This is a genomic window from Sphingobacterium sp. Lzh-3 (assembly GCF_046764375.1).
Classification (GTDB): domain Bacteria; phylum Bacteroidota; class Bacteroidia; order Sphingobacteriales; family Sphingobacteriaceae; genus Sphingobacterium.
In genome coordinates this window covers 1,259,195-1,280,723 of the sequence record NZ_CP177226.1, presented here as the reverse complement: position 1 = coordinate 1,280,723, position 21,529 = coordinate 1,259,195, and the positions used below count along the sequence as shown (strand labels likewise).

Genomic DNA, 21,529 nt, shown 5'->3' with positions numbered 1-21,529 from the left:
GCTTGAGGTAGTAAATTTTAATACAAAAGTATCAAAAAAATAATTAAAATAGTGTCAATAGTCCTAGGTAGTATATTCATTATACTGCTTGCATTGACGTTATCCCTACAGTTGAAACCGGTACAAAATTATGTTGCCCAAAAAGCTGTCGACTATTTATCCAACGAACTAAACACCAAAATAAGCCTCAAAAGTATCTATTTCAAACCTTTTAAATCGATTGTAGTAGAAGATTTTCAACTCTATAGTCCAGAGGGAAAAGAAATATTAAAATCAGGAAGGTTAGAAGCCAACGTTAACCTTTCTCAGTTCATTGAACTGAACAAGATTGTGATCAACAAACTAACCATTGAGGATACCCAAGCGACTTTTGAGCAATTTCAGGACAGCTCAAACATCTCATTTTTAATTCGTTATTTTAACCCACCTAAGAAAGAAAAAAAGAAAAGTTCAAAAAAAATCATCTTCGATATAAAGGAACTTGTTATTACGAACAATGCGTTTAACTATGTTAACCATAAACGTAAACATTACAACAAAGTGGTCGATTTTGGAGATTTAGGGATTTCCAAACTTAACGCCCATTTTGATCACATAAAAATTGATTCCAATCAGATTTCAGCGAACATCAAGACGTTCAATCTTCGCGAAAAGAAAGGATTGGTTATTAAAGGCCTTCTTGCACGGACGACAATAAGCAACACAGCTATTGAACTCAGTGACCTTATGTTGGCGACCAACCGATCTACATTCAAAAATTACATCAAACTTAGCTACAACAGCTTTGACGATTTTTCGGACTTCATCAATAAAGTCCATGTAAAACTTCGTGCGCGGGACTCCCGTATTCACTCCGAGGATATCGCTTTCTTTTCTTCGCCTATGCACCAAGTCAAATTTGACGTCAATATCAAGCGGGCAAATCTAGAAGGAACTGTATCTTCCATCAACGCATCACAGGTCGATTTAACAATCGGAAAAAAAACGAGTTTAGCAGGCAACCTTCAGATCGTCGGTCTACCAGATATCGACAAAACTAAATTTATTGTTCCCAGTATAGCAATTTATTCTGAGCACAAAGACTTAAATGCAGTTATTACCGATCTCGGCAATCTAAAAAATTTTAAACTCCCTGAAATTGTTCAGATCTTCGACAAATTTTCGTTCAAAGGCAGCGTAAATGGATTATACAATAAATTTAAGACAAAGGGAATTTTCACGACTGCAATCGGTAATATTGAAGCTGATGCCTTATTGGATATACAGAAGGAAATAAAATACGCGGGAAATTTTCAATCTAAAAAGTTCGATGTAGGTACGATAACAAAATTAAAAGATCTGGGAGCAACAGGCTTCAATCTACAGGTTGACGGAACAGGTACCGATCCTAAGAAAATGAGCTTAAAGATAAAGGGAGATCTTAGTAATTTCAATTTCAAGAATTACAGCTATCAACAGATACAAATTGAAGGAAATACAGAGAAACAGTTGATTCTTGCTTCAGGGCAAATATATGATCCTAATTTAAAACTACAGTTTACCACAGATATCGATTGGTCTGTCAAGCCCAACTATCATCTGGACGCTGATATCCAACAAGCGAATCTAAAAAAACTCAACTTCTTTCAGGGCGATTCCATCAACATTATTAACACGAAATTCCACACCAGTTTAATTGGGGACAACATCAATAATATTACCGGTGAATTTAAATCAGATAGTGTCAATTTCACTTCCTCTAAGGGTCAATTCGTCATCCGCAACATCAATTTCCTTGCCGAAGGCGATGAAAATGCACGCTCCCTAACCTTGCAGTCGGCTATCGGACACATCGATCTCAAAGGAAGAATAGACCTCAATACAATTGTTCCTTATTTCAAAGCTTTAGCCATGCGCTACGCTCCCGCAATCGGGTTTGAAAACAACATTTTTAATCGCCAGGACTTTGACCTGAATATTAATATAACTTCTTTTAAGCCGATCGCAACATTCTTTCGAAAGGACATTGCATTAGACAGTGGAGCAACCCTCAATGCAAAATTTGAAAGTGAAAAACAAACGGCTAGTTTTAATTTTTACGCACCCGAATTCAAATACAATGGCATTCGACTAACGCACCTGATTGTCGACCAAAATGCCAATTTGAAGAATATGGAATTGCAGACCTCCATCGATCGCATAAATTTTACCGACAGTACCTATATTAAAAACGTCAATATTTCAAACACCTTGGCAAACGACAGTTTACAATTTAACATCAAAATGTCGGAACTTGAAGCAAGCAATAGTCTGGATCTTAATGGCGTCATACGCTTTGCCCATGCCAAACCTGCCTATATCAATTTCTATCCATCGAATATCTTAATCAACAGAGAGCGATGGCTTGTCAATAATGATGCACAATTGAAAATATCGAAAGGAAAATGGTACTTTGAAAAACTGACACTGAGCCATGACGAACAAAAAGTCCACATCGATGGCATCCTGTCAAACGAAGTCAGTGATCAGATCAATCTCAAATTTCAGGACTTTAATCTAACATCTTTAAATGGTATTACCAAGCCCCATGGCATCAATCTCTCCGGCAATTTAAACGGAAATATTGAAGTTAATTCTGTATTCAAAGCACCCTTTATTGTCGCTAATATAAAAACATCACCTATCCTGTATAACAATATTCCGATCGGCTCATTAGCACTGAGTGCCAACTACGACCCCGAGAATCAACTGGTAAAACTAGACAGCAAGATAGAGGAAGGAAATAAATTAATTCAGTTACAAGGTTCCTATAACCATTTAAGTGAAAACAATAAGCTTAATCTCAAAGCTAAACTCGTAAACACAGATGTATTTGTTTTCCAGCCCTTTTTACGAAGCCTGGTATCCAATATTCAGGGCAAGGTCAATGCGGACCTCGATATCGAAGGCGATATCCTGAACCCCAAAATTACAGGTTCCGGAAAATTGGATAATGCTTCGATGGTCATCAATTACCTCAAAACACCCTACCGACTTTCTGACGAAATTGCGGTTACCAATAACCGAATTTTTCTGACAGGGCTAAAAGTATACGATCCCAAAAACAATGTAGCAACCATTGATGGCGTTGTAGATCTCAACAAATTGAGTGATCCCGATATCGATGTAACTGCAGAAACGAAGAATTTCATGGTATTAAATACCACGGTAAAGGACAATAACGTCTACTACGGAACCGCTTACGCTTCGGGAACCTTCCAGTTTAAAGGACTAACGTCGGCCATGAACATCAATATACGTGCTAAATCCGAAGAAAATACTGTTATCAATATCCCTTTCAATAGCGCCAGTACGATCTCAGATACCGACTTTATCTACTTTATTGAGAAGGATTCGACCAAAATGAAGAAAAACACAAAAAAACGAGATTTCAACGGTCTGACGATGAATATGGACCTCTTGATAAACCCGAATGCCGAAATAAATCTATTCTCCAGTATGGGCGAATTATCAGGAAGGGGAAACAGCAATCTCAATATGCGGATATCTTCATTGGGAGATTTTGAAATGTTTGGGGATTTTATCATCAACAGTGGAAAATTCAATTTCACTGCCCAAGATTACATCAACAAGATTTTTGATCTCAAAGAGGGCGGTACCGTACGATGGGCAGGAAACCCAACCGAAGCGAATATTAATATCAATGCCATCTACCAACAAAGAACAAGTTTAGCGCCTTTGTACAATGCCGCAGGCCGGGAAGAAAACCCCGAGCGTGTATTGGCACAGGCCGACATGATCCTAAAAGGGCAGTTAAGTCAGCCGGAAATCACGTTTGATATCAACTTTCCACAAAACCCCGGGGTTAAAGATGAACTACAAGGATACTTTTCAGATGCCAACAATGTCAATCAACAAGCGCTTAGCCTAATCGTGAGACGTAGTTTTACACCTGGTACACAAACAGACTTCGGTAAAGAAGTAAACAATACCTTGTTATCTGCGGGAACTGAAATAGCGTTCAACCAGATCAACAACATCATAGCCCAATCGCTTAACATCAATTTCTTTGATATTAATATCAAATCTTTAAATGATGCATCTGCCTCACTGCGTCTATTCAACGACAGGCTTGTTTTGACAGGCGGTATTTCCGACCGTAGAAGTCAGGCTCTAACGGATCTGAATGTATTTTCAGATCGGGTCTCAACCGATGCCGAGGCTATGTTTTATTTAAGAAAAGACGGCCGTTTGGTCCTACGTGCCTCCAATCGCCTAAATACACGCAACTTTCTTCTTAGCCCCAACGACGGCGAGTATATAAGTGCTTTCGGATTACTCTATCGGCAGGAATTTAACAGCTTCTCAGAGTTCTTGAAAAGGCTATTCCCTTTTGGCAAGAAGACGATTACGACAGCTCCTACTGAAACAAAGAAAAGCAAGGTTAATTAACCTTTCCGAATAGTCCCTTGGCTATTTCAACAGGTCTCTTCCAATTCCAGCAGACCTCTTTCAGCTCACTCAAGCTGAGCTCGTTCAACTCAAGCAGACCTCTTTCAAGTCAGGCTGAGCTTGCTCAACTCCAGCAGACCTCTTTCAACTCCAGCAGCCCAACTCTTATCCCAAACGCTTTATCCCTATTTTGATAGTCCGTCTCTATTCCATCAGCAGAACTTTTGTATTTCAGCGCCATATAACAGCCTAAACAAACAATCTTTAGATGATCTGAACAACAATAAACGAATAGTGTCTAAGCTGCCAACACGCGACGCGCTGTATTGAAAATAAAAAAGTCCCTCCAAATAGATCGGAGGGACTTTCTTTTTATTTTAAAAATCGCTTATGCCAATTTCTCGAATTCTTTGTATTCAATTTCACTAGCATTCAATTTCACTAAACCTTTCAAGTGATCAAATACTTTTAAAGCTTTAGCTTCTTCGAACAAACGATTACCTTGTTCTCTATCTTGCAACAATTGAATTGCAAATTGGTTCAACTGCTCATCAGAAGGCTCTTCGTTGATGTTGTACATCTTAATTTGCGCGTAGATACGTTCTTTTGCTAAATTGATAACTTCATCATATTTAACTTCAAGACCATTTTCAGTAACAACACGATTTTCGATGATTGTCCATTTCAAGTTATTCAAGAAGTCAGCAAAACCTTCGTTCAATTCTTCTTCAGAAATGCTAGGGTTAGTTGCTTTCAACCATCTTTTCAGGAACTCTTCAGGGAAAGATACATCAACCTTCTCCATACCAAAAGTATACATATCATTACGTAATCTTTGATCTGAATTTTGTTTGAATAAATTCTCAACTTCTTCTTTCACTTTTTCTGTGAATTGAGCTTCTTCTGTTACTTCACCTTCCGCGAATAATTTATCGAAAAATTCTTGGTTAAGATCAGCTTCTTCTAAGCGGTTGATATTCTTAACAGTCAATTCAAATTTAGTGACGTCTAAAGCAGTTGCTTCTTCCTCAGTTATACCTAAGATACGTGCTAAATCTTCAGTTTTGAATGCTTTTTTAACATCAATCTTAACAACATCGTCTTTTTTAAGACCAACTAATGATTTTTTGATCTTAGCATCTTCTACGATATCTGTACGGATAGAAGTTGTTTTTTCTAGACCTTCTTCTTTATCTTGTTTCAATGTTGCATACAATACATCACCTTCTTCAGATACTTCTGGATTAGTCATTTTTCCATAGCTACGACGCAAGTTCTTGATACGATCTGCCAATGTCTCTTCATCAGCTTTGATTTCGTACGAAGTAAATTCAGTCTCAGCAGTAAAAGGTAATTCAAAAGCAGGAGCAAGACCAATTTCATATTTGAAGTTGAAATTGTCTTTATAATCCCAGCTGTACTGTGCATCATCTTCCAAAGGAAGTGGTTGACCTAAAACTTCTAATTTATTTTCAGCAATATAATTAGTGATTTTCTCATTCACTAATTTATTGATCTCATCAAATAAAATAGATTTACCATAAGTACGTCTGATATGTCCCACTGGAACTTGACCTGGACGGAACCCTGGTAATTTTGCTTTTTTAGCTTGCGCTTTAATCTCTTTGTCGACTTGAGGATTATAATCTTCAGGTGCTAATGCGACGTTGACTACCGCATTGATTGCATCTACATTCTCGTGTGAAATATTCATACTCTTTTTAGCTATATCGCATTCATAAAAAAATCCTCCCGAGGTTTTAAGTTCGGGAGGACATCAAGTGCGGAAGAAGGGACTCGAACCCCCACGCCTTGCGGCGCCAGATCCTAAGTCTGGTGCGGCTACCAATTACGCCACTTCCGCATTAGGATTTCTTTTGATGCCACAAAGATAGAAACCAAACCTATATCCTGCAAGTATTTTCTACTCTTTTTTTTATTTTTTTTCAATATTCTCCCAACCCCTTGCATAATTCATTATTATTCATTCACTTTGAATATCAAAGTACTTTTATGGAACAGAAAGATTTATTTAGAGAACTTGGGCAGATCAGATCATTAATGGAAAAATCGTCCAAATTTGTTTCAATAAGCGGATTATCAGGTGTACTCATGGGCTGTTATGCGTTGGTGGGAACGCTATTGGGATACTATATTATACACCAACCCGAAAGTACCGCTCTACTCTTGGGCCAAAATCTGAATAGGCCCCTACTGTTTTTAATGATTGCGCTCATCGTCCTCTTATCATCCCTGGTGACCGGCTGGCTAATGGCACGTAAAAAGGCGAGAAAAAATAAGCAGTCGATTTGGAACATTACAAGCAAATCTCTTTTATTTGCAGTTTCAATCCCCTTACTAACGGGTGGCGTGATATCCTTGTTGTTTTTTGTCCAAGGCTACTACCAGCTGATTGCGGCCATGCTGCTGATCTTTTATGGACTGGCACTGACCGCTGGAAGTATCTATACCTTTGCCGAAGCAAAAGGCCTGGGTATACTGGAAATCTGTCTGGGTTTGATTGGTATATGTTTCCCGGACAATGGGTTATTATTATGGGGATTAGGATTTGGTGTACTACACATCATCTATGGTTTTATCGTTTACAAAAAGTACGAATCGTGAAATTAGATCTTTCCTTATATGACAAAATATTTGAAAACAGAGTTCGCCTCCAAATTATGAGTGTTCTCGCTGCCAATGAAGAATATGATTTTAATTCATTGAAAGAATTGTTGGACGTAACCGATGGTAACCTTGCCTCGAACCTAAAAACTTTGGAAAAAGAAGAATACATTATTGTCGAAAAGAGCTTTGTCGACCGGAAGCCGAACACCAGATACAAAAGAACAACAAAAGGACTTAAAGCCTTTGAAAATCATCTTATTGCACTTGAAAATTTAATAAAACAGCAATACAAATAATTTTTTTATTCATTTACTTTGAAAACCAAAGTACTTTTAAAACGTAATTAAATGAAAGGAATTAGACTGAAACTGATGCTGCATCTCTACAATTGGTCCTCCAAAGTATATGCAAACATCTTTAAATGGAACAAAAAAGCCTGGGGAATCTCTAAAGCAGATTTCATGACCTACCCCATTGGAAGCATCGGCTATAATTTGGGCCTCTTTTATGAAAGTAAAGGTTTCGATGTCATGCCCAAACTGGAAAATCACGATGTCTTTCATATCCTGACTGAAACCGGAACAGAGATACAAGATGAAATTGCCATGCAATTCCTTTTGCTTGGTAATGGAAAGATGAGTCTGTATCTCATGGCAATGATTTTTATTGGCGGTACCTTATTTCCTGAATACTTCGGTTATTACAAAAAACATTTTCAAAAGGGGCGATCGCTCCAGAGCTTTCATCATTTAGAATTTAAAGAAATCCTTCATTGGCAATTAACGGAGCTTCAAATTGCCTTATACAGCAAAAACATTCAACTTAACTTAAACCGCTAAAATCATGGACTACAACAATTCATCTCCGACAGAGCAAACCTCAATTTTTGAGAAAATCAGTAATTCTACTGTACTAAAGCTATTTGTCATTTTCTTTCTTTCCCTCATACTACTTATTCCGCTAGCCTTAATCAGCGACTTGATTGAAGAGCGGAAAAACCGCGAACAGGAAGTATCGGACGGAATTACATTAAATTGGGGAAAGGACCAGGTTGTCTCAAGCCCTGTACTCGCCATCCCCTATCGCGAGACTATCCCACTTTCTGCCGAAAAAGCCGAGAAATCTAACCTTAGAGAAGAGCTGAAATGGATATTTGTCTTACCCAAAACTTCCAATATCGCAACAGATATAACGCCACAACATCTAGCTAGAGGTATTTATAATACCGTAGTTTACAACAGCAACATCACATTAGAAGGTTCCTTTGACAAAATATCCCTAGAAAAACTCGAGGTCCCTCATGAGCAAATTGACTGGAAAGGCAGCAAGCTTATTTTCGGTATCCAGGATTTTAAAGGCTTAGGCAAGCGCCCATCCTTGAATTGGGATGGTAACGAGTTAACTTTCGATCCAGACTTTAATAATCTCAAATTATTCACTCAAAATTTAGTCTGTCCGGTATCTTTGGATCCGCAGAAAACGGACAATCGTTTCAAGATTAAGCTAAACTTAAAAGGATCCAAATCATTGAATTTCCTCCCTCTTAGTGATCAGACAAATATCCAGGCTAAGGGTAACTGGGCTAATCCAAGTTTCACTGGTGCATTTTTACCGAGCAAACGTAATACCGAAACATCCAATTTTTCGGCTTCATGGGAAATCCCATCTTTCAGTCGGAAGCTACCCCAACAATGGACTGGCGATGCCCGTCCAATCTATCAGTTCGATAACAAGCTCGAAAATGGAAATGAGGACAACGAACAAAAAGCAGCACAAACTGCCACCACTACACTTGCCTCTGCAAATAACCTATTGGATAACACGGACATGATTACAATTAACTTCTTACCAGATATCAACAACTATCAAAAAACAACGCGGGTTGCCAAATATGGTATTTTAGTCATCATTCTGACTTTTACTTCCCTCCTATTCACCGAGGTGATCAAGAAAAAACGGATCCATATCATCCAATATATTCTAATTGGAGCAGCAATGGTTCTTTTTTACACCTTACTACTCGCACTTTCCGAGCATATTGGATTTAATCTAGCTTATTTAACCGCTTCCGTGGCGACAGTTATGCTGATTGGCAGTTTCATTAAATCAATTACCAAAGACCAGAAATCGGCGCTGTTGCTGAGTTCAATTCTGGCTTTATTTTATCTCTTTATCTATATCCTGATGCAACTTCGGGATTATTCCCTTATCGCTGGAACAATTGGCATCTTTATCATTTTGGCGATTTTGATGCGCGTTTCAACAAAAATAAACTGGTATCAATTTGACAATAGCCATGTGGATCAATAGACAACATCTGAAACTTTACTGGGTCTTGATTCAGATATTACTTAAAAAATAGGGATTTATAATTCTCATAAGCCATTTCTACATGAAAGAGATGGCTATTTTTTTACTTGCCTTAGCATTTATGACCAAATTCTGTAACTTGCGAAGAAATTTTTCAGCGGCATAGATATGTTTAAACAGATGAAAAAACTTACAATACTTACATTAGCGATTATAGCGTGCAACCTAAGCAATGCGCAAGAAAGCAAAGGTGGAAAAAGCAATTTTAAATTAGTGTCGGAATCGCCACAACCGATCAACCCAAGTACACTTTGGGATCTTGGTCGTGTTTCGGCCGAAGGACTTTCTGCAGATGGCAAAACATTGGTATATGGTGTTTCCAATTATAATTTGGAAAGCAATTCAAGTGAAAAAAATCTATATACGATTTCTCTGATCAATGGTACCAACCAGCAGTTCACCGATCAGAAAGGCGGTGAAACAGTCGTAAAGATCGAACCAAATGGCGACGTAATTTATTTGTTAAAGGGGCAGTTATGGAAGAAGAACCTATCTAAGGGTGAAGCACTTCAATTGACAAATGGCGATATCGCCTTAGAAAATGTCAAATTTTCTCCTGATGGTAAGCAAATACTCTTCAGCCAGAGCGTTCTTGTAAAAAAATACCACAGCACGGATAAATATCCCGAACTACCAAAGTCAGACGCTTATATCTATGACAACTTAGATTATAGACATTGGGATACCTTCAATGATGGTAAGTTCAGTCATCCTTTTGTGGCGAGTTTTATTGATGGTAAAGTTGGTGAGCCAGTAGACCTATTGAAGGACCAAGCCTTCTATAGCCCTCAGGCACCATTTGGTGGCGCCGAAGATTTTGCCTGGTCTCCAGATAGCAAAGCCGTGCTGTATGTCTGTAAAAAGAAATTCGGAACAGACTATGCCGTCAGTACCAATACCGATATTTATCGCTATGATATCGCTACCGGAACGACTTCCAACCTAACGGAAGGAATGAATGGGTATGATACTGCTCCAACCTATTCTCCCGATGGAAAAAGCCTAACCTGGCTCAGCATGAAGACCGATGGTTATGAATCGGACAAAAATGATATCATGCTATTTGACAAAAACAGCTCAATTCGTTTAAATCTAACAGCACATTGGGATGGTACGGTCAATAGTTTTATCTGGAGCAGTGACAATCGAAAAATCTATTTTACAGCTGCTACGAAAGGTACCGTTCAACTATTTGAACTTGAAGTACCGACCAATATCAAAGCTAAAAGCTTACCAAAAATACAGCAAATTTCAGAAGGAGACTTTGACATCACCGGGATTGTAGGCCAAGTAGCTGACAAATTAATCGTTAGCTCCACAAAGTTTACCCGTGCAACAGAAATCTTCAGCTTTGACCTAAAAACCAAAGCATTAACTCCGGTCACCAAAGTCAACGATGCAAAATATGCAAGCATCAGCGAAAACAAAATTGAGAAGCGTATTACAAAGGCCTCCGATGGTGCGGATCTTTTTTCATGGGTAATCTATCCGCCAAACTTTGACCCTGCAAAAAAATATCCAACCATACTTTACTGTGAAGGCGGCCCTCAATCCGCACTGACGCAATTTTATTCGTTCCGTTGGAATTTACAATTGATTGCGTCACAAGGTTATATTGTTATCGCTCCAAACCGTAGGGGTATGCCTGGCTGGGGTGTTAAATGGAATGAAGCCATTTCTCAGGACTGGGGCGGTCAGCCAATCCGTGATTATTTAACAGCTATAGACGATATCTCCAAAGAATCTTATGTCGATACAACACGTCGCGCGGCGATTGGAGCGAGTTATGGTGGCTACTCTGTTTATCAACTAGCTGGCGTGCATCAAAACCGTTTCAAAACGTTCATTGCACACAACGGTTTATTCGACATGAGAAGCTGGTATGGTACCACAGAAGAACTCTTTTTCGCCAACCACGAACTGGGCGGAGCGTACTGGGATAGCAAAAATGAGCAATCCTATACCGCGTTCAACCCGATTGAAAAAGCAAATAATTGGCATACACCGATCTTAATCTTTCAGGGTGGAAAAGATTATCGTGTTCCAATCGGACAAGGACTGGCAGCATTCCAATTGGCTCAACTCAAAAAGATTAAGAGCCGTCTGGTCTACCTACCGGATGAAAATCACTGGGTCCTGTCCGGACAAAACGCACAAGTTTGGCAAAGAGAATTCTTTACCTGGCTTAAAGAAACCTTATAGACAGTTCCATACTATCGGATTGTAAGACCAGCTACTTTCACGATCAATAAAATCGCGAGTCTGGTTTTCAGTTTTAGCGGAATAGAAACGCCACTCAATGAGTGGCGTTTCTATTTCAATTCGATACCGACCATACCATACCATACCATACCATACCATACCATACCATACCATACCATACCATACCATACCATACCATACCATACCATACCATACCATACCATACCATACCATACCATACCATACCATACCATACCATACCATACCATACCATACCATACCATACCATACCATACCATACCATACCATACCATACCATACCATACCATACCATACCATACCATACTATACTATACCATACTCTTGTTAACCATTGATTAATACCAACTTTCGATTTAACTGGGGTTTTACAGGGGGTTAACAGGGGTATAACAGGGGGTTAACAGGGGTCTACCCCTATTAACCCGGTGTTAACCCGCTGTAACAAGGTAATAAAAACTCTGTTAATATAAAACAAGAGATAAGCTTAGCAATAGGAAAGTGCCGATCGGTAAAGCATAAATCGGGGAGGCCAATTTATGGGATTGGAGCGAGTACAGATTTAAACGTCAAAAGGGCAGCCCCTGAAAACAAAAAAGCCTGCTGTAGGCAGGCTTTTCTTGTATATTATCTATTTGATCGCTTAAATCTACTTTTCACCTTTTTTTCCAAAGATGGAAAGTTTGATATATTTCCCAGGCTTCTCTTTAACGTCCTTCATCAAATTATCCATTTCCTTTGAAGCATTATTGAGATTATTGTATAAAGCTTCATCATTGAGCAATAAACCGATAGATCCCTTCCCACTGTTAATTTTTCCAGTGATCTCCTGAAAATCATTCACTGCAGCATTTACTTTGTTCATGGTGTGTTCAAAATCCAATCGGGCGGCCTTATCGGTAATATTATTCAGATTAGACATAATCGCATTGATTTTCTCACCATTTTGTGAAAAATTGGAAGTGATTGATTCCAGATTGGCCATGATTCTATTCAGTCTTCCCTTTTCATCCCCTACCAGACCTTCGACATCTTTAGTAATTCCCTCCACATTTTTTAAAGAAGTGGAAATACTGTGAATGCTTCTTTTAAAGTCGTCCTGAAACTGCTTGTCTAAGACAGTATTGACAACCGATAACGTTGAATCCAGCTTAATGGTAATTGTTTCGATCCTTTTTTGAATGGGTTCAACCTTATCCATAATATTCGGTTGAACACCTGAAGTTAAAAAATCGCCATCCTTTGCCAATTCCTTACTGTTGCCCATTTCGAAGACAATTGCTTTACTTCCCAACAAATCTGTGCTTGAAATTCTCGCTACTGTATTTTTTGGTATATCGTAATGAGAATGGATCTTGAACTCGGTTTTGATCTTCCCATCTGCTTGTAAAATCATTTTTGAAACACGCCCAATCTGATAGCCGTTAACCAGGACAGGTTTGGAGGGAGTTAAACCATCTACAGTCGTATAGGTCGTGTAAAAAGTATTATCGCTACTAAAAACGTCATTTCCTTTTAGAAAGCTATATCCAATAAATAATAAAACTATTGCAACTGTTGCTAATATGCCGACTTTTGTCTCGTTTGATATTTTCACAAATAATCTATTTAGTAATGATCATTAATTTAAGTTTAAAACAGCATAAAAGCAAATCTGTTTAGCGTTCTACAGAATTTTTATAAATTTTCAGAGCCGAAACCAAATTATCAACAATCTCCTGCTGCCCTTCATCAGACAAGAGATAGCTCTCTTCTTCTCTATTACTAATAAAGCCAATTTCTGTCAGCACAGCAGGCATACCAGCTTCCGCCAGTACAGCTAATCCTTTCTCCCAGAACCCTCTACTGTAGCGACCTGCTTTCACATACTCCCCTTCGATCATCTGCGCCAGACGTATACTTTTTTCGCGGAATCGGTTTTTCATTAACGAGAAGATGATCGCACTTTCAGGGTCTTTCGGGTCAAATCCCTGGTAATTTTCTTTATAGTTTGACTCCAATAACAGGGAAGCATTCTCTCGAACAGCAGCATCCTGCTGTCCCAACCGATGCGAGCCTGAAACCAGCGTTTCGGTACCATGTGCACTCGCACCACTGGAATTACAGTGGATCGAAATAAATAAATCTGCTTTATTGGCATTGGCCAAACGGATACGTTTATAAAGTTCAACAAATTCATCCGTCGTTCTTGTGTAGATGATCTTGATACCTGGAATATCTTTCTGAATCTGTTTTCCTAATTTTAACGCAACTTCAAGGGCTACATTTTTCTCCAAAGATCGCCGTCCAGCCGCTCCTGTATCTTTTCCACCATGGCCCGCATCAATCACAATTGTCCTTATTTGATAATCAGGAAGCCCGGACTGTCCATTGTTTAATTTGAAAGAATTCAATAAAAAAAATCCCAAAGTAGCCAACACAACGCTACACCATTTTCTAATTCTTAATTCTGATTTCATTGAATAATTATTTGCTCTACTATAAACGAATCAAAATGAGTCTATATTATTTCTTTAATAGATAACGATATTTAACATATTTTCTATTGCTTTTTTGACTAATTTTGTCTCTCGAAGTTTAACATTATTTCACAAAAATAACATTTGTCTTTAATTTTGAAGTCGTTAATCAACATTTTAACACTATTTATCATTCTTGCAATGAGCAATTCTAGCGTTGCTCAAAGTAATATTCCATTAAAACAGAACGGACTTCAAGGTAAAGATCCTATTTCGGCGACCAATAAACTGCAGGATACCAGTAAAAATAAAACTGCGGATACAACCAAATCTGTTACTGATACAACCAAGAAAAAAGGAAGTGGCTTGCAGGCGGAAGTGAGTATCATTGCTGTTGACTCTCAGAAATCTGAAGTCGCAAAAAATATCAGCCACCTCTATCGCGGGGCAAAGGTAAAATACCAAGATTTTGAGCTTTCTGCCGACTATATCCGTCTTGACCGAAACAAGAAAAAGATTTTTGCCTCGGGGATCTACGATAAAACGGGTAAGTATGTCGGCCGCCCTATCGTCATTATGGGAAATGGTGAATCTCCAAAAACAGTAGATTCGCTCTATTACGATTATGAAAAACAGGAAGGGAATACCTACGGCATTATGACGGAAGTCGATGGAGGGTATATCCAGGCCAATATTGTAAGAAAGAATATCTACGACGAAATGTCGATATATAAAGGATTATACAGTACCTGTAATCTCCCCTATCCACATACCCATTTTGGTATCCATATTTCCAAAGGTATTGTCACTAAAAACCAGATTATTTCGGGTCCGGCTTACCTTGTGGTAATGGGAGTACCTATGCCGGTCGCATTTCCCTTCGCTTTCTTTCCAAAACCGGATAAAAGGGCTTCGGGCTTTCTCTTCCCTTCTTTTGGGGAAGATTACACCAGAGGATTTTCGATGCGCGATATCGGTTGGTATCTGGCCTTCAACGATTATTGGGACAGTGAGGTGAGAGCTTCCTTGTATTCAAAAGGTTCGTGGGAAGCATCCATAAACACGCGCTATACCGTCAACTATAAATTTAATGGCGGTTTTAATATCCGCTATGCCAATAACAAAACAGGTATTGAAGGAACCAGAAATTATGGCTCCAATAAGGATTTTAACGTTACTTGGAACCATACCCAGCGTCAGGAAGCCAATCCAGGAACTTCTTTCTCCGCAAGTGTAAACTTCGGTACGGCAACATTCTATAACCGTACCGGTACAAGTAGTAACCAAACAACTTATCAGAACTTGGCGCAAAACAGAATGGGTTCCTCCATTAGCTATGGGAAAGTATTTGCCGATGGTAAGGTAAACCTAACGGCCAGTTTAACACACAATCAGAATATAGCTGAAAGAACTATACAGCTGACTTTGCCAAATATCAGCTTAAACGTATCTTCTTTCAATCCATTCGATAGCAAAGACCGTGTCGGTGAACAAAAATGGTATCAACGCATCAATGTGGGTTACAGCTTCCAGGCACAAAACTCGGTAAGTACCACGGATACTATGTTATTTAAACCAGGAGGCTTCAAAAAATTCCAAAATGGTTTTCAACACAATATTCCAGTCAGTTTATCACTAAATGCCTTTAAATATTTTCAGTTCAATACCAGTGTCAATTACACCGAGCGCTGGTATCTACAAAGTACCAGACAACGCCTAGACAATACAGCAGCAGGTTATGTACAACGTCTTGACACCGTTCAGGGCTTCAGGCGGGCATACGATTATTCGATTTCAACAGGACTTTCGACCAAAATTTATGGTATGTATCCTAAAATCGGTAAAATTCAGGCGATAAGACACGTTGTTACCCCCTCAATCAATCTGAGTTATAGACCTGATTTTTCGGACCCCAAATATGGCTTCTATCAACATTATAACGATCAATATGGAAACAGAAATGTATACTCGATCTTTAATCAAGGCCTCTATGGATCACCTTCATCGGGTAGATCGGCAAGGATAGGATACTCCATCGACAATAATATTGAGGCAAAGATTAAAAGTAAATCCGATACCACAGATGGTGGTTTTAAGAAAATCCCTATTCTCCAAGGTCTGACATTTAGTGGAGATTACAACTTTGTTGCCGATTCCCTAAAGTTGTCCCCAATTACGTTCTCCGGCCGTACGGCTTTTTTCGACCAAAAGATGAATGTAAACTTCAACGGTGCATTTGATCCCTATTCGGTCAATGAAAACGGCGTCCGCGTCAATCGCTATGCCATTAAAGACGGTAGTCTCGCTCGACTGACAAACTTTGGTCTTTCCTTTGACTATAGTCTGAATCCTAAGGCTGCAAAATCGCGTAATAACAATATCGATTCTTTAAGAAAAGAAATGGCAGGTGCAGGTATGACGCCCGAACAGGCACAGGCCTTAGCGCGCATCAGCTCGGATCCTAACGCCTTTGTGGACTTTAACATTCCATGGAACCTTGCTGCATCTTTCAGTTTCAATATGTCCAAATCGTTCAACTCCAGCACGCGAAAGATGGAGAGTCAAATCACGAGCACCTTAAACTTGCATGGCGATTTCAGTGTTACGCCAAAATGGAAGGTAACCTTTCAATCGGGATATGACTTCAAACAGAAGCAAGTAGTCATGACTTCTTTCAATATTTATCGGGATCTGCATTGTTGGGATATGTCATTTGGCTGGTTGCCCTTTGGGCAGTACCGGAGTTATAATGTGACTATCCGGGCCAAGGCCTCAATCTTACAAGACCTTAAGCTCACAAAAAGAGCTAGTTCAGGAAGCGGTTATTTTTAAAATAACCGCTTTTTTTAAAAGCTATACCCTGATCGGTCAGAAAGAACCTGCAGTTCATTTTCAGAAAATACCTTCCATCAAATACATATTAATCATTTCGTTGAGCCGCAATTTTATGTAAGTTTATATCCTGAATCGTCCACTGTTAAATTTTCATTTTTAGGATGTAGTACATGAATAGTTTAATTCTGGAAGATTAAGAAAATAGAACGATTTACCCCTATGTCCATTTTCAGAATAGACATGTGATCGCTTAATTATTTTAAAGATGAAAGCAGAGATTATTACCATAGGCGATGAAATCCTCATCGGCCAGATTATTGATACCAATTCGGGTTGGATCGCCAAGCAACTCCTCCGGTTCGAAGTCGATATCGTTCAGATGACATCGATCCCCGATACCGAAGAAGCAATTTCAACAACGCTGAAAGACGCCGCATCCCGGGCAGATCTTATTCTGATCACCGGAGGTCTGGGGCCAACAAAAGATGATGTCACAAAAAAAACAGCTGCAAAATATTTTGGGACTACCTTAATCCGCGATGCGAATGTACTTCAACATGTGACCAACATATTTGAATCGCGCAATCTAAAAATGCTCGATATCAACCTTCAACAGGCCGATGTCCTCGCTAATTGTGAGGTTTTATTTAACGACTATGGCACCGCCCCCGGCATGCTGGTCCGTCAGGACCAAAAGCAGTTTATTTTTATGCCCGGAGTACCCTTTGAGATGAAATTTCTGATGGAGAAACATGTACTCCCCCTATTAGCGAAACAGGATCCGGATCTATTTATCTGCCATGAAACAATCTTGGTCGGTGGCATTGGTGAATCTTATTTAGCAGAAGAAATAAAAGATATCGAAGCAGAGCTCCCGCCGAGCATAAAATTGGCCTATCTGCCCACATTGGCTTTTATCCGTTTAAGGCTCTCTGGCAAAAGTAGGAACAAGTCAGACATTATGCTCCAAGTTGCCCTTTTTAAAACAAAACTTCTTCACCGCTTACAGCACTACGTGATAGCAGACTATGATACCAGCATAGAGCCGCATCTGATAAAAGAGCTTGCCCGCCGAGGTGCAACATTGACAACAGCAGAAAGCTGTACCGGTGGTAGCCTTGCCGCTTCCATAACCGCAGTAGCGGGAAGCAGCACGATATTCCTTGGTGGTACTATCCCCTACTCCAACGCATTAAAACAACAATTGTTGAACGTCAAAGAAGAAACACTGATCCAATATGGCGCAGTAAGTGAGCAGACGGCGATCGAGATGGCTTCCGGTTCAAAAAAGGCTTTTTCTTCGGAGTATGCTATTGCAACAACTGGAATAGCCGGGCCGGGTGGTGGAACAGCTGAAAAGCCCGTCGGAACGATTTGGGTGGCTGTTGCCGGAAAAAAAGAAATTTTAACCAAGCAGTTCCAATTTAATAACGACAGACTTGTCAACATCGAACGTACGCGTATGAATGCTTTATTACTTCTATGGAAGTTGCTTGTAAAAGAAAAAGAACAAGACACCGAATAAGATAAAATAATATTTCAAAAAACATGTTATTTCAGGAATAATATTTTAAATTGTTGAAAGTAAACCACAATTTATTTAACTTCGTTTTTCTATAACGAGATTGCTAAAAAATATGGCTTTATATAAACTCTTGCTCCCAAAAATGGGAGAAAGTGTATCCGAGGCGACAATCACCAAATGGTTAAAACAACCGGGTGACCTGATTGAGGAAGATGACACTTTACTGGAAATCGCAACGGACAAAGTTGATTCAGAGGTACCTTCCCCTGTAAAAGGTGTTTTAAAAGAGCAGTGCTATACCGTAGACCAGACTGTCCAAGTTGGTGAGGTCGTTGCAATTATAGAAATTGAAGGCGAAAGTGAAGAATCTGCGATTCAAACGCAAGAAAATACAGTCCCTTCAGCGGTAATTCCCGAAGACATCAAAACAATGAATATCCCGGGTGTAGACCAGCTACCCAATGTAGCGGCTGAAACTTCATCTGCTCCATATGAGAATACGCTACGTTTCTATTCGCCTCTCGTAAAAAATATCGCACGTCACGAAGGCTTGTCTCAAGATGAACTTGACCGTATTCAGGGTACAGGGGCAGAAGGGCGAGTGACCAAGGAAGATATTTTAACTTATGTCGCGCATAGGGATTTCTCGTCAAAACCAGAAAAACCAATTCAGGTGGATCCGGCAAGCACAAACTTGGAGTCTCCCAAAGTAGTCTCCACAGCAGCGTCTCATGTTCACACCGTTACCAATGGCATTGATGAAATCATCGAGATGGATCGCATGCGAAAATTGATCGCGGATCATATGGTCAAAAGTGTACAGATCTCTCCACATGTATGTTCCTTTGTTGAGGCAGATGTTACCAACTTGGTTTTGTGGCGCAATAAAGTCAAAGATGCCTATAAAAAACGTGAAGGAGAAAATATCACTTTTACTCCTTTGTTTATCGAGGCTATTAGCAAAGCACTCAAAGATTTTCCATTGGTCAATATCTCGATCGACGGTTACAATATCATCAAGAAGAAAAATATCAATATCGGTATGGCGGCAGCATTGCCGAATGGTAATCTCATCGTGCCGGTTATCAAAAATGCAGATCAGTTGAGCTTGGTCGGATTAAGTAAAAGTGTCAATGACCTTGCACAACGATCACGAGCGAATAAATTAAAACCAGACGACACGCAAGACGGCACATTCACATTCACCAATATTGGCGCTTTTGGTAATATTATGGGAACTCCCATCATTAATCAACCGCAAGCTGCAATCTTAGCTGTTGGTACCATCACGAAAAAACCGGCGGTAATAGAAACGGAATATGGTGATATGATCGGTATTAGACATATGATGTATCTTTCACTTTCTTATGACCACCGTGCAATCGATGGTGCTCTCGGAGGTACCTTCTTAAAACGCGTTGCGGACTACCTGGAAAACTGGGATAGCAATAGAGTGATCTAACGATTCTAATCAATCAACATAAAAAAGGCTCTTAATAGACATGCCCCAAAAAGTTAGACACTTATTTGGGGCATTTTTATTATCTAAAATATATTTTTTGTTACTTAAACATACTTTGCTCGAACTGTATTTTCTTCTTCTTGATCACCAATTGAAACCGCAGATAAAGTAATAGCGAAGAAGTCAACAAGCCTAAAGTAAGTCCGTACCAGATTCCCTTGATACCCCAGTTAAATACCACCCCCATGAGGTAGCCGCTTGGTAGCCCTATAATCCAATAAGCAATAAATGTGATAATGGTTGGAATATTGACATCCCCCATACCACGTAACACCCCCAGACCGACAACTTGCGTACCATCAAACAATTGGAAAAGTCCTGCTATAATCAGCAGTTGGGAGGCAATAATAACCACGGCATGATCTGAAGTAAAAATATAGGGCAAATAATTGTTCAGTAAGGCGAACAAAGATGCTGTAATCACCATAAAGATCAACACCAATTGATACGAAGTAAGTGCAAATCTTTCGAGACGAAAAAGGTTTCTATTACCATAACTATTCCCCACCTTGATTGTTGCAGCGGCAGCAATACCACTCGCCATCATATAGGTCATGGCAGCCAACTGAATGGCCACTTGATGGGAGGCTTGCGCTGTAGCACTTATTGTCCCCGCCAATAGCGATGCTCCGGCAAAGGCGCCAATTTCAAAGACATATTGCATAGCAACAGGCGCCCCGATACGTACTATTTTAAGCAATCGTTGCCGATCTACCAATGTCACCTTAAAGTATTGAATATACCCCCTAAATTTCTTTGATCGCAATACATAAGTCATCATCACGGACATCATTAGCACGCGGTCGATCAGTGTACTATACCCAACCCCTTTAACCCCCATGGGACTGATGCCAAACATTCCTTTAACAAAGATTATAGCTAATATAATGTTCAGCACGTTTCCCCAAATAGTCACGTTCATGGCTTGCTTGGTAAAGCCCAAGCCTTCTGCAAATTGTTTGAAAGTACTAAATACCATCAACGGAAGCATGGATAAGCTTAGAATAAACAAATAAGGCTTCGCTTCTTTCACCACAGCCGGATCTTGGTTCAGGTGATCGATAGCCAACATCGAACCAAAGTAAACTAAAGCAAACAACAAGAGCCCTGCGATAATATTTAACCAGAAGCTATTGGACAGCAATATGGCACATTCTTTCTTATTATCACGTCCATTCTCCTGCGCAATCAACGGCGTGATGCCATAAGCAACTCCCAACCCGATGACCATGACAACCATAAAAACTGCATGTACCAACGAAACTGCTGCCAACGGAATGGTTCCAGCAAAATGTCCAACAATTACACTATCTGCGGTATGCACCAGTGTATGTCCCAATTGTGAGATCACCACCGGCCCCGCCAATACCATCGTACTTTTGTAATACGGTTTAAATGTTTTAAAATTTCCCAACATAATCGATTTCCCTAAAAAATAGGCACAAAAATACGAAGATATTGCTACCCTATCGTCATATTAAAAAATATTTAGCAAAAATATAACAATTTACACCCATC

Annotated in this window: 14 protein-coding genes and 1 tRNA gene; 9 read left to right on the top strand and 6 right to left on the bottom strand. The window is 39.5% G+C overall.

Annotation, left to right across the window (positions count from 1 at the left end; translation table 11 throughout):
* The first annotated feature begins 51 nt into the window (after positions 1-51).
* On the top strand, positions 52-4,431 hold the full coding sequence (locus tag ACLCDV_RS05175) for a translocation/assembly module TamB domain-containing protein (protein ID WP_411973059.1): 4,380 nt from the start codon (positions 52-54) through the stop codon (positions 4,429-4,431).
* A 388-nt stretch (positions 4,432-4,819) separates the two neighbouring features.
* Here the strand turns inward: ACLCDV_RS05175 and ACLCDV_RS05170 are convergent, their stop codons facing one another.
* On the bottom strand, positions 4,820-6,145 hold the full coding sequence (locus tag ACLCDV_RS05170; RefSeq protein ID WP_075991271.1) for a trigger factor: 1,326 nt from the start codon (positions 6,143-6,145) through the stop codon (positions 4,820-4,822).
* 68 nt (positions 6,146-6,213) lie between these two features.
* Positions 6,214-6,295: transfer RNA gene (locus ACLCDV_RS05165), tRNA-Leu, on the bottom strand.
* 149 nt (positions 6,296-6,444) lie between these two features.
* Between ACLCDV_RS05165 and ACLCDV_RS05160 the strand changes: the two genes are divergently transcribed.
* From ACLCDV_RS05160 to ACLCDV_RS05140, 5 genes are all read left to right on the top strand, one after another.
* Positions 6,445-7,056, top strand: coding sequence for a hypothetical protein (locus tag ACLCDV_RS05160; RefSeq protein ID WP_411973058.1), 612 nt, complete (start codon positions 6,445-6,447; stop codon positions 7,054-7,056).
* The gene (locus tag ACLCDV_RS05155; protein WP_075991269.1) at positions 7,053-7,355 is read left to right on the top strand and encodes a winged helix-turn-helix domain-containing protein; all 303 of its coding nucleotides are present in this window, start codon (positions 7,053-7,055) and stop codon (positions 7,353-7,355) included. Before ACLCDV_RS05160 ends, ACLCDV_RS05155 begins: the two co-directional genes overlap by 4 nt.
* A gap of 51 nt (positions 7,356-7,406) precedes the next feature.
* Positions 7,407-7,898 (top strand): hypothetical protein, encoded by a 492-nt coding sequence (locus ACLCDV_RS05150; RefSeq protein WP_075991268.1) that lies wholly within the window; start codon positions 7,407-7,409, stop codon positions 7,896-7,898.
* 4 nt (positions 7,899-7,902) lie between these two features.
* Positions 7,903-9,369, top strand: a complete 1,467-nt coding sequence (gene creD / locus ACLCDV_RS05145; protein ID WP_411973057.1) for a cell envelope integrity protein CreD — start codon at positions 7,903-7,905, stop codon at positions 9,367-9,369.
* Positions 9,370-9,549: 180 nt separating this feature from the next.
* The gene (locus tag ACLCDV_RS05140; RefSeq protein WP_411973056.1) at positions 9,550-11,631 is read left to right on the top strand and encodes a S9 family peptidase; all 2,082 of its coding nucleotides are present in this window, start codon (positions 9,550-9,552) and stop codon (positions 11,629-11,631) included.
* Here ACLCDV_RS05140 and ACLCDV_RS05135 read toward each other — a convergent pair.
* The 3 genes from ACLCDV_RS05135 to ACLCDV_RS05125 form a co-directional block, all read right to left on the bottom strand.
* Positions 11,626-11,970 (bottom strand): hypothetical protein, encoded by a 345-nt coding sequence (locus ACLCDV_RS05135; protein WP_411973055.1) that lies wholly within the window; start codon positions 11,968-11,970, stop codon positions 11,626-11,628. The two genes, ACLCDV_RS05140 and ACLCDV_RS05135, sit on opposite strands and share 6 nt — an antisense overlap.
* A gap of 349 nt (positions 11,971-12,319) precedes the next feature.
* Positions 12,320-13,267, bottom strand: coding sequence for an MlaD family protein (locus tag ACLCDV_RS05130; protein ID WP_088160402.1), 948 nt, complete (start codon positions 13,265-13,267; stop codon positions 12,320-12,322).
* A 61-nt stretch (positions 13,268-13,328) separates the two neighbouring features.
* Positions 13,329-14,129: an N-acetylmuramoyl-L-alanine amidase gene (locus ACLCDV_RS05125; RefSeq protein WP_317668218.1), complete on the bottom strand. Its 801-nt coding sequence runs from the start codon at positions 14,127-14,129 to the stop codon at positions 13,329-13,331.
* Positions 14,130-14,330: 201 nt separating this feature from the next.
* Here ACLCDV_RS05125 and ACLCDV_RS05120 point away from each other — a divergent pair, with 201 nt between their 5' ends.
* From ACLCDV_RS05120 to ACLCDV_RS05110, 3 genes are all read left to right on the top strand, one after another.
* Entirely contained in the window at positions 14,331-16,961 is a 2,631-nt protein-coding gene (locus ACLCDV_RS05120) for a putative LPS assembly protein LptD (RefSeq protein WP_411973054.1), read from the top strand.
* Between the two features lie 268 nt (positions 16,962-17,229).
* A complete protein-coding gene (locus ACLCDV_RS05115) occupies positions 17,230-18,489 on the top strand; it encodes a competence/damage-inducible protein A (protein ID WP_411973053.1) in 1,260 nt (419 codons plus the stop codon).
* Between the two features lie 112 nt (positions 18,490-18,601).
* The gene (locus ACLCDV_RS05110; protein ID WP_411973052.1) at positions 18,602-19,951 is read left to right on the top strand and encodes a dihydrolipoamide acetyltransferase family protein; all 1,350 of its coding nucleotides are present in this window, start codon (positions 18,602-18,604) and stop codon (positions 19,949-19,951) included.
* Positions 19,952-20,051: 100 nt separating this feature from the next.
* Here the strand turns inward: ACLCDV_RS05110 and ACLCDV_RS05105 are convergent, their stop codons facing one another.
* Entirely contained in the window at positions 20,052-21,428 is a 1,377-nt protein-coding gene (locus ACLCDV_RS05105; protein WP_317668222.1) for an MATE family efflux transporter, read from the bottom strand.
* Positions 21,429-21,529 lie beyond the last annotated feature (101 nt).

Coding starts and splice junctions, on each gene's coding strand:
- ACLCDV_RS05170 (WP_075991271.1), bottom strand. CDS start 6,145: ATGAATATTTCACACGAGAATGTAGATGCAATCAATGCGGTAGTCAAC.
- ACLCDV_RS05160 (WP_411973058.1), top strand. CDS start 6,445: ATGGAACAGAAAGATTTATTTAGAGAACTTGGGCAGATCAGATCATTA.
- ACLCDV_RS05150 (WP_075991268.1), top strand. CDS start 7,407: ATGAAAGGAATTAGACTGAAACTGATGCTGCATCTCTACAATTGGTCC.
- creD (WP_411973057.1), top strand. CDS start 7,903: ATGGACTACAACAATTCATCTCCGACAGAGCAAACCTCAATTTTTGAG.
- ACLCDV_RS05140 (WP_411973056.1), top strand. CDS start 9,550: ATGAAAAAACTTACAATACTTACATTAGCGATTATAGCGTGCAACCTA.
- ACLCDV_RS05135 (WP_411973055.1), bottom strand. CDS start 11,970: ATGGTATGGTATGGTATGGTATGGTATGGTATGGTATGGTATGGTATG.
- ACLCDV_RS05125 (WP_317668218.1), bottom strand. CDS start 14,129: ATGAAATCAGAATTAAGAATTAGAAAATGGTGTAGCGTTGTGTTGGCT.
- ACLCDV_RS05120 (WP_411973054.1), top strand. CDS start 14,331: ATGAGCAATTCTAGCGTTGCTCAAAGTAATATTCCATTAAAACAGAAC.
- ACLCDV_RS05115 (WP_411973053.1), top strand. CDS start 17,230: ATGAAAGCAGAGATTATTACCATAGGCGATGAAATCCTCATCGGCCAG.
- ACLCDV_RS05110 (WP_411973052.1), top strand. CDS start 18,602: ATGGCTTTATATAAACTCTTGCTCCCAAAAATGGGAGAAAGTGTATCC.
- ACLCDV_RS05105 (WP_317668222.1), bottom strand. CDS start 21,428: ATGTTGGGAAATTTTAAAACATTTAAACCGTATTACAAAAGTACGATG.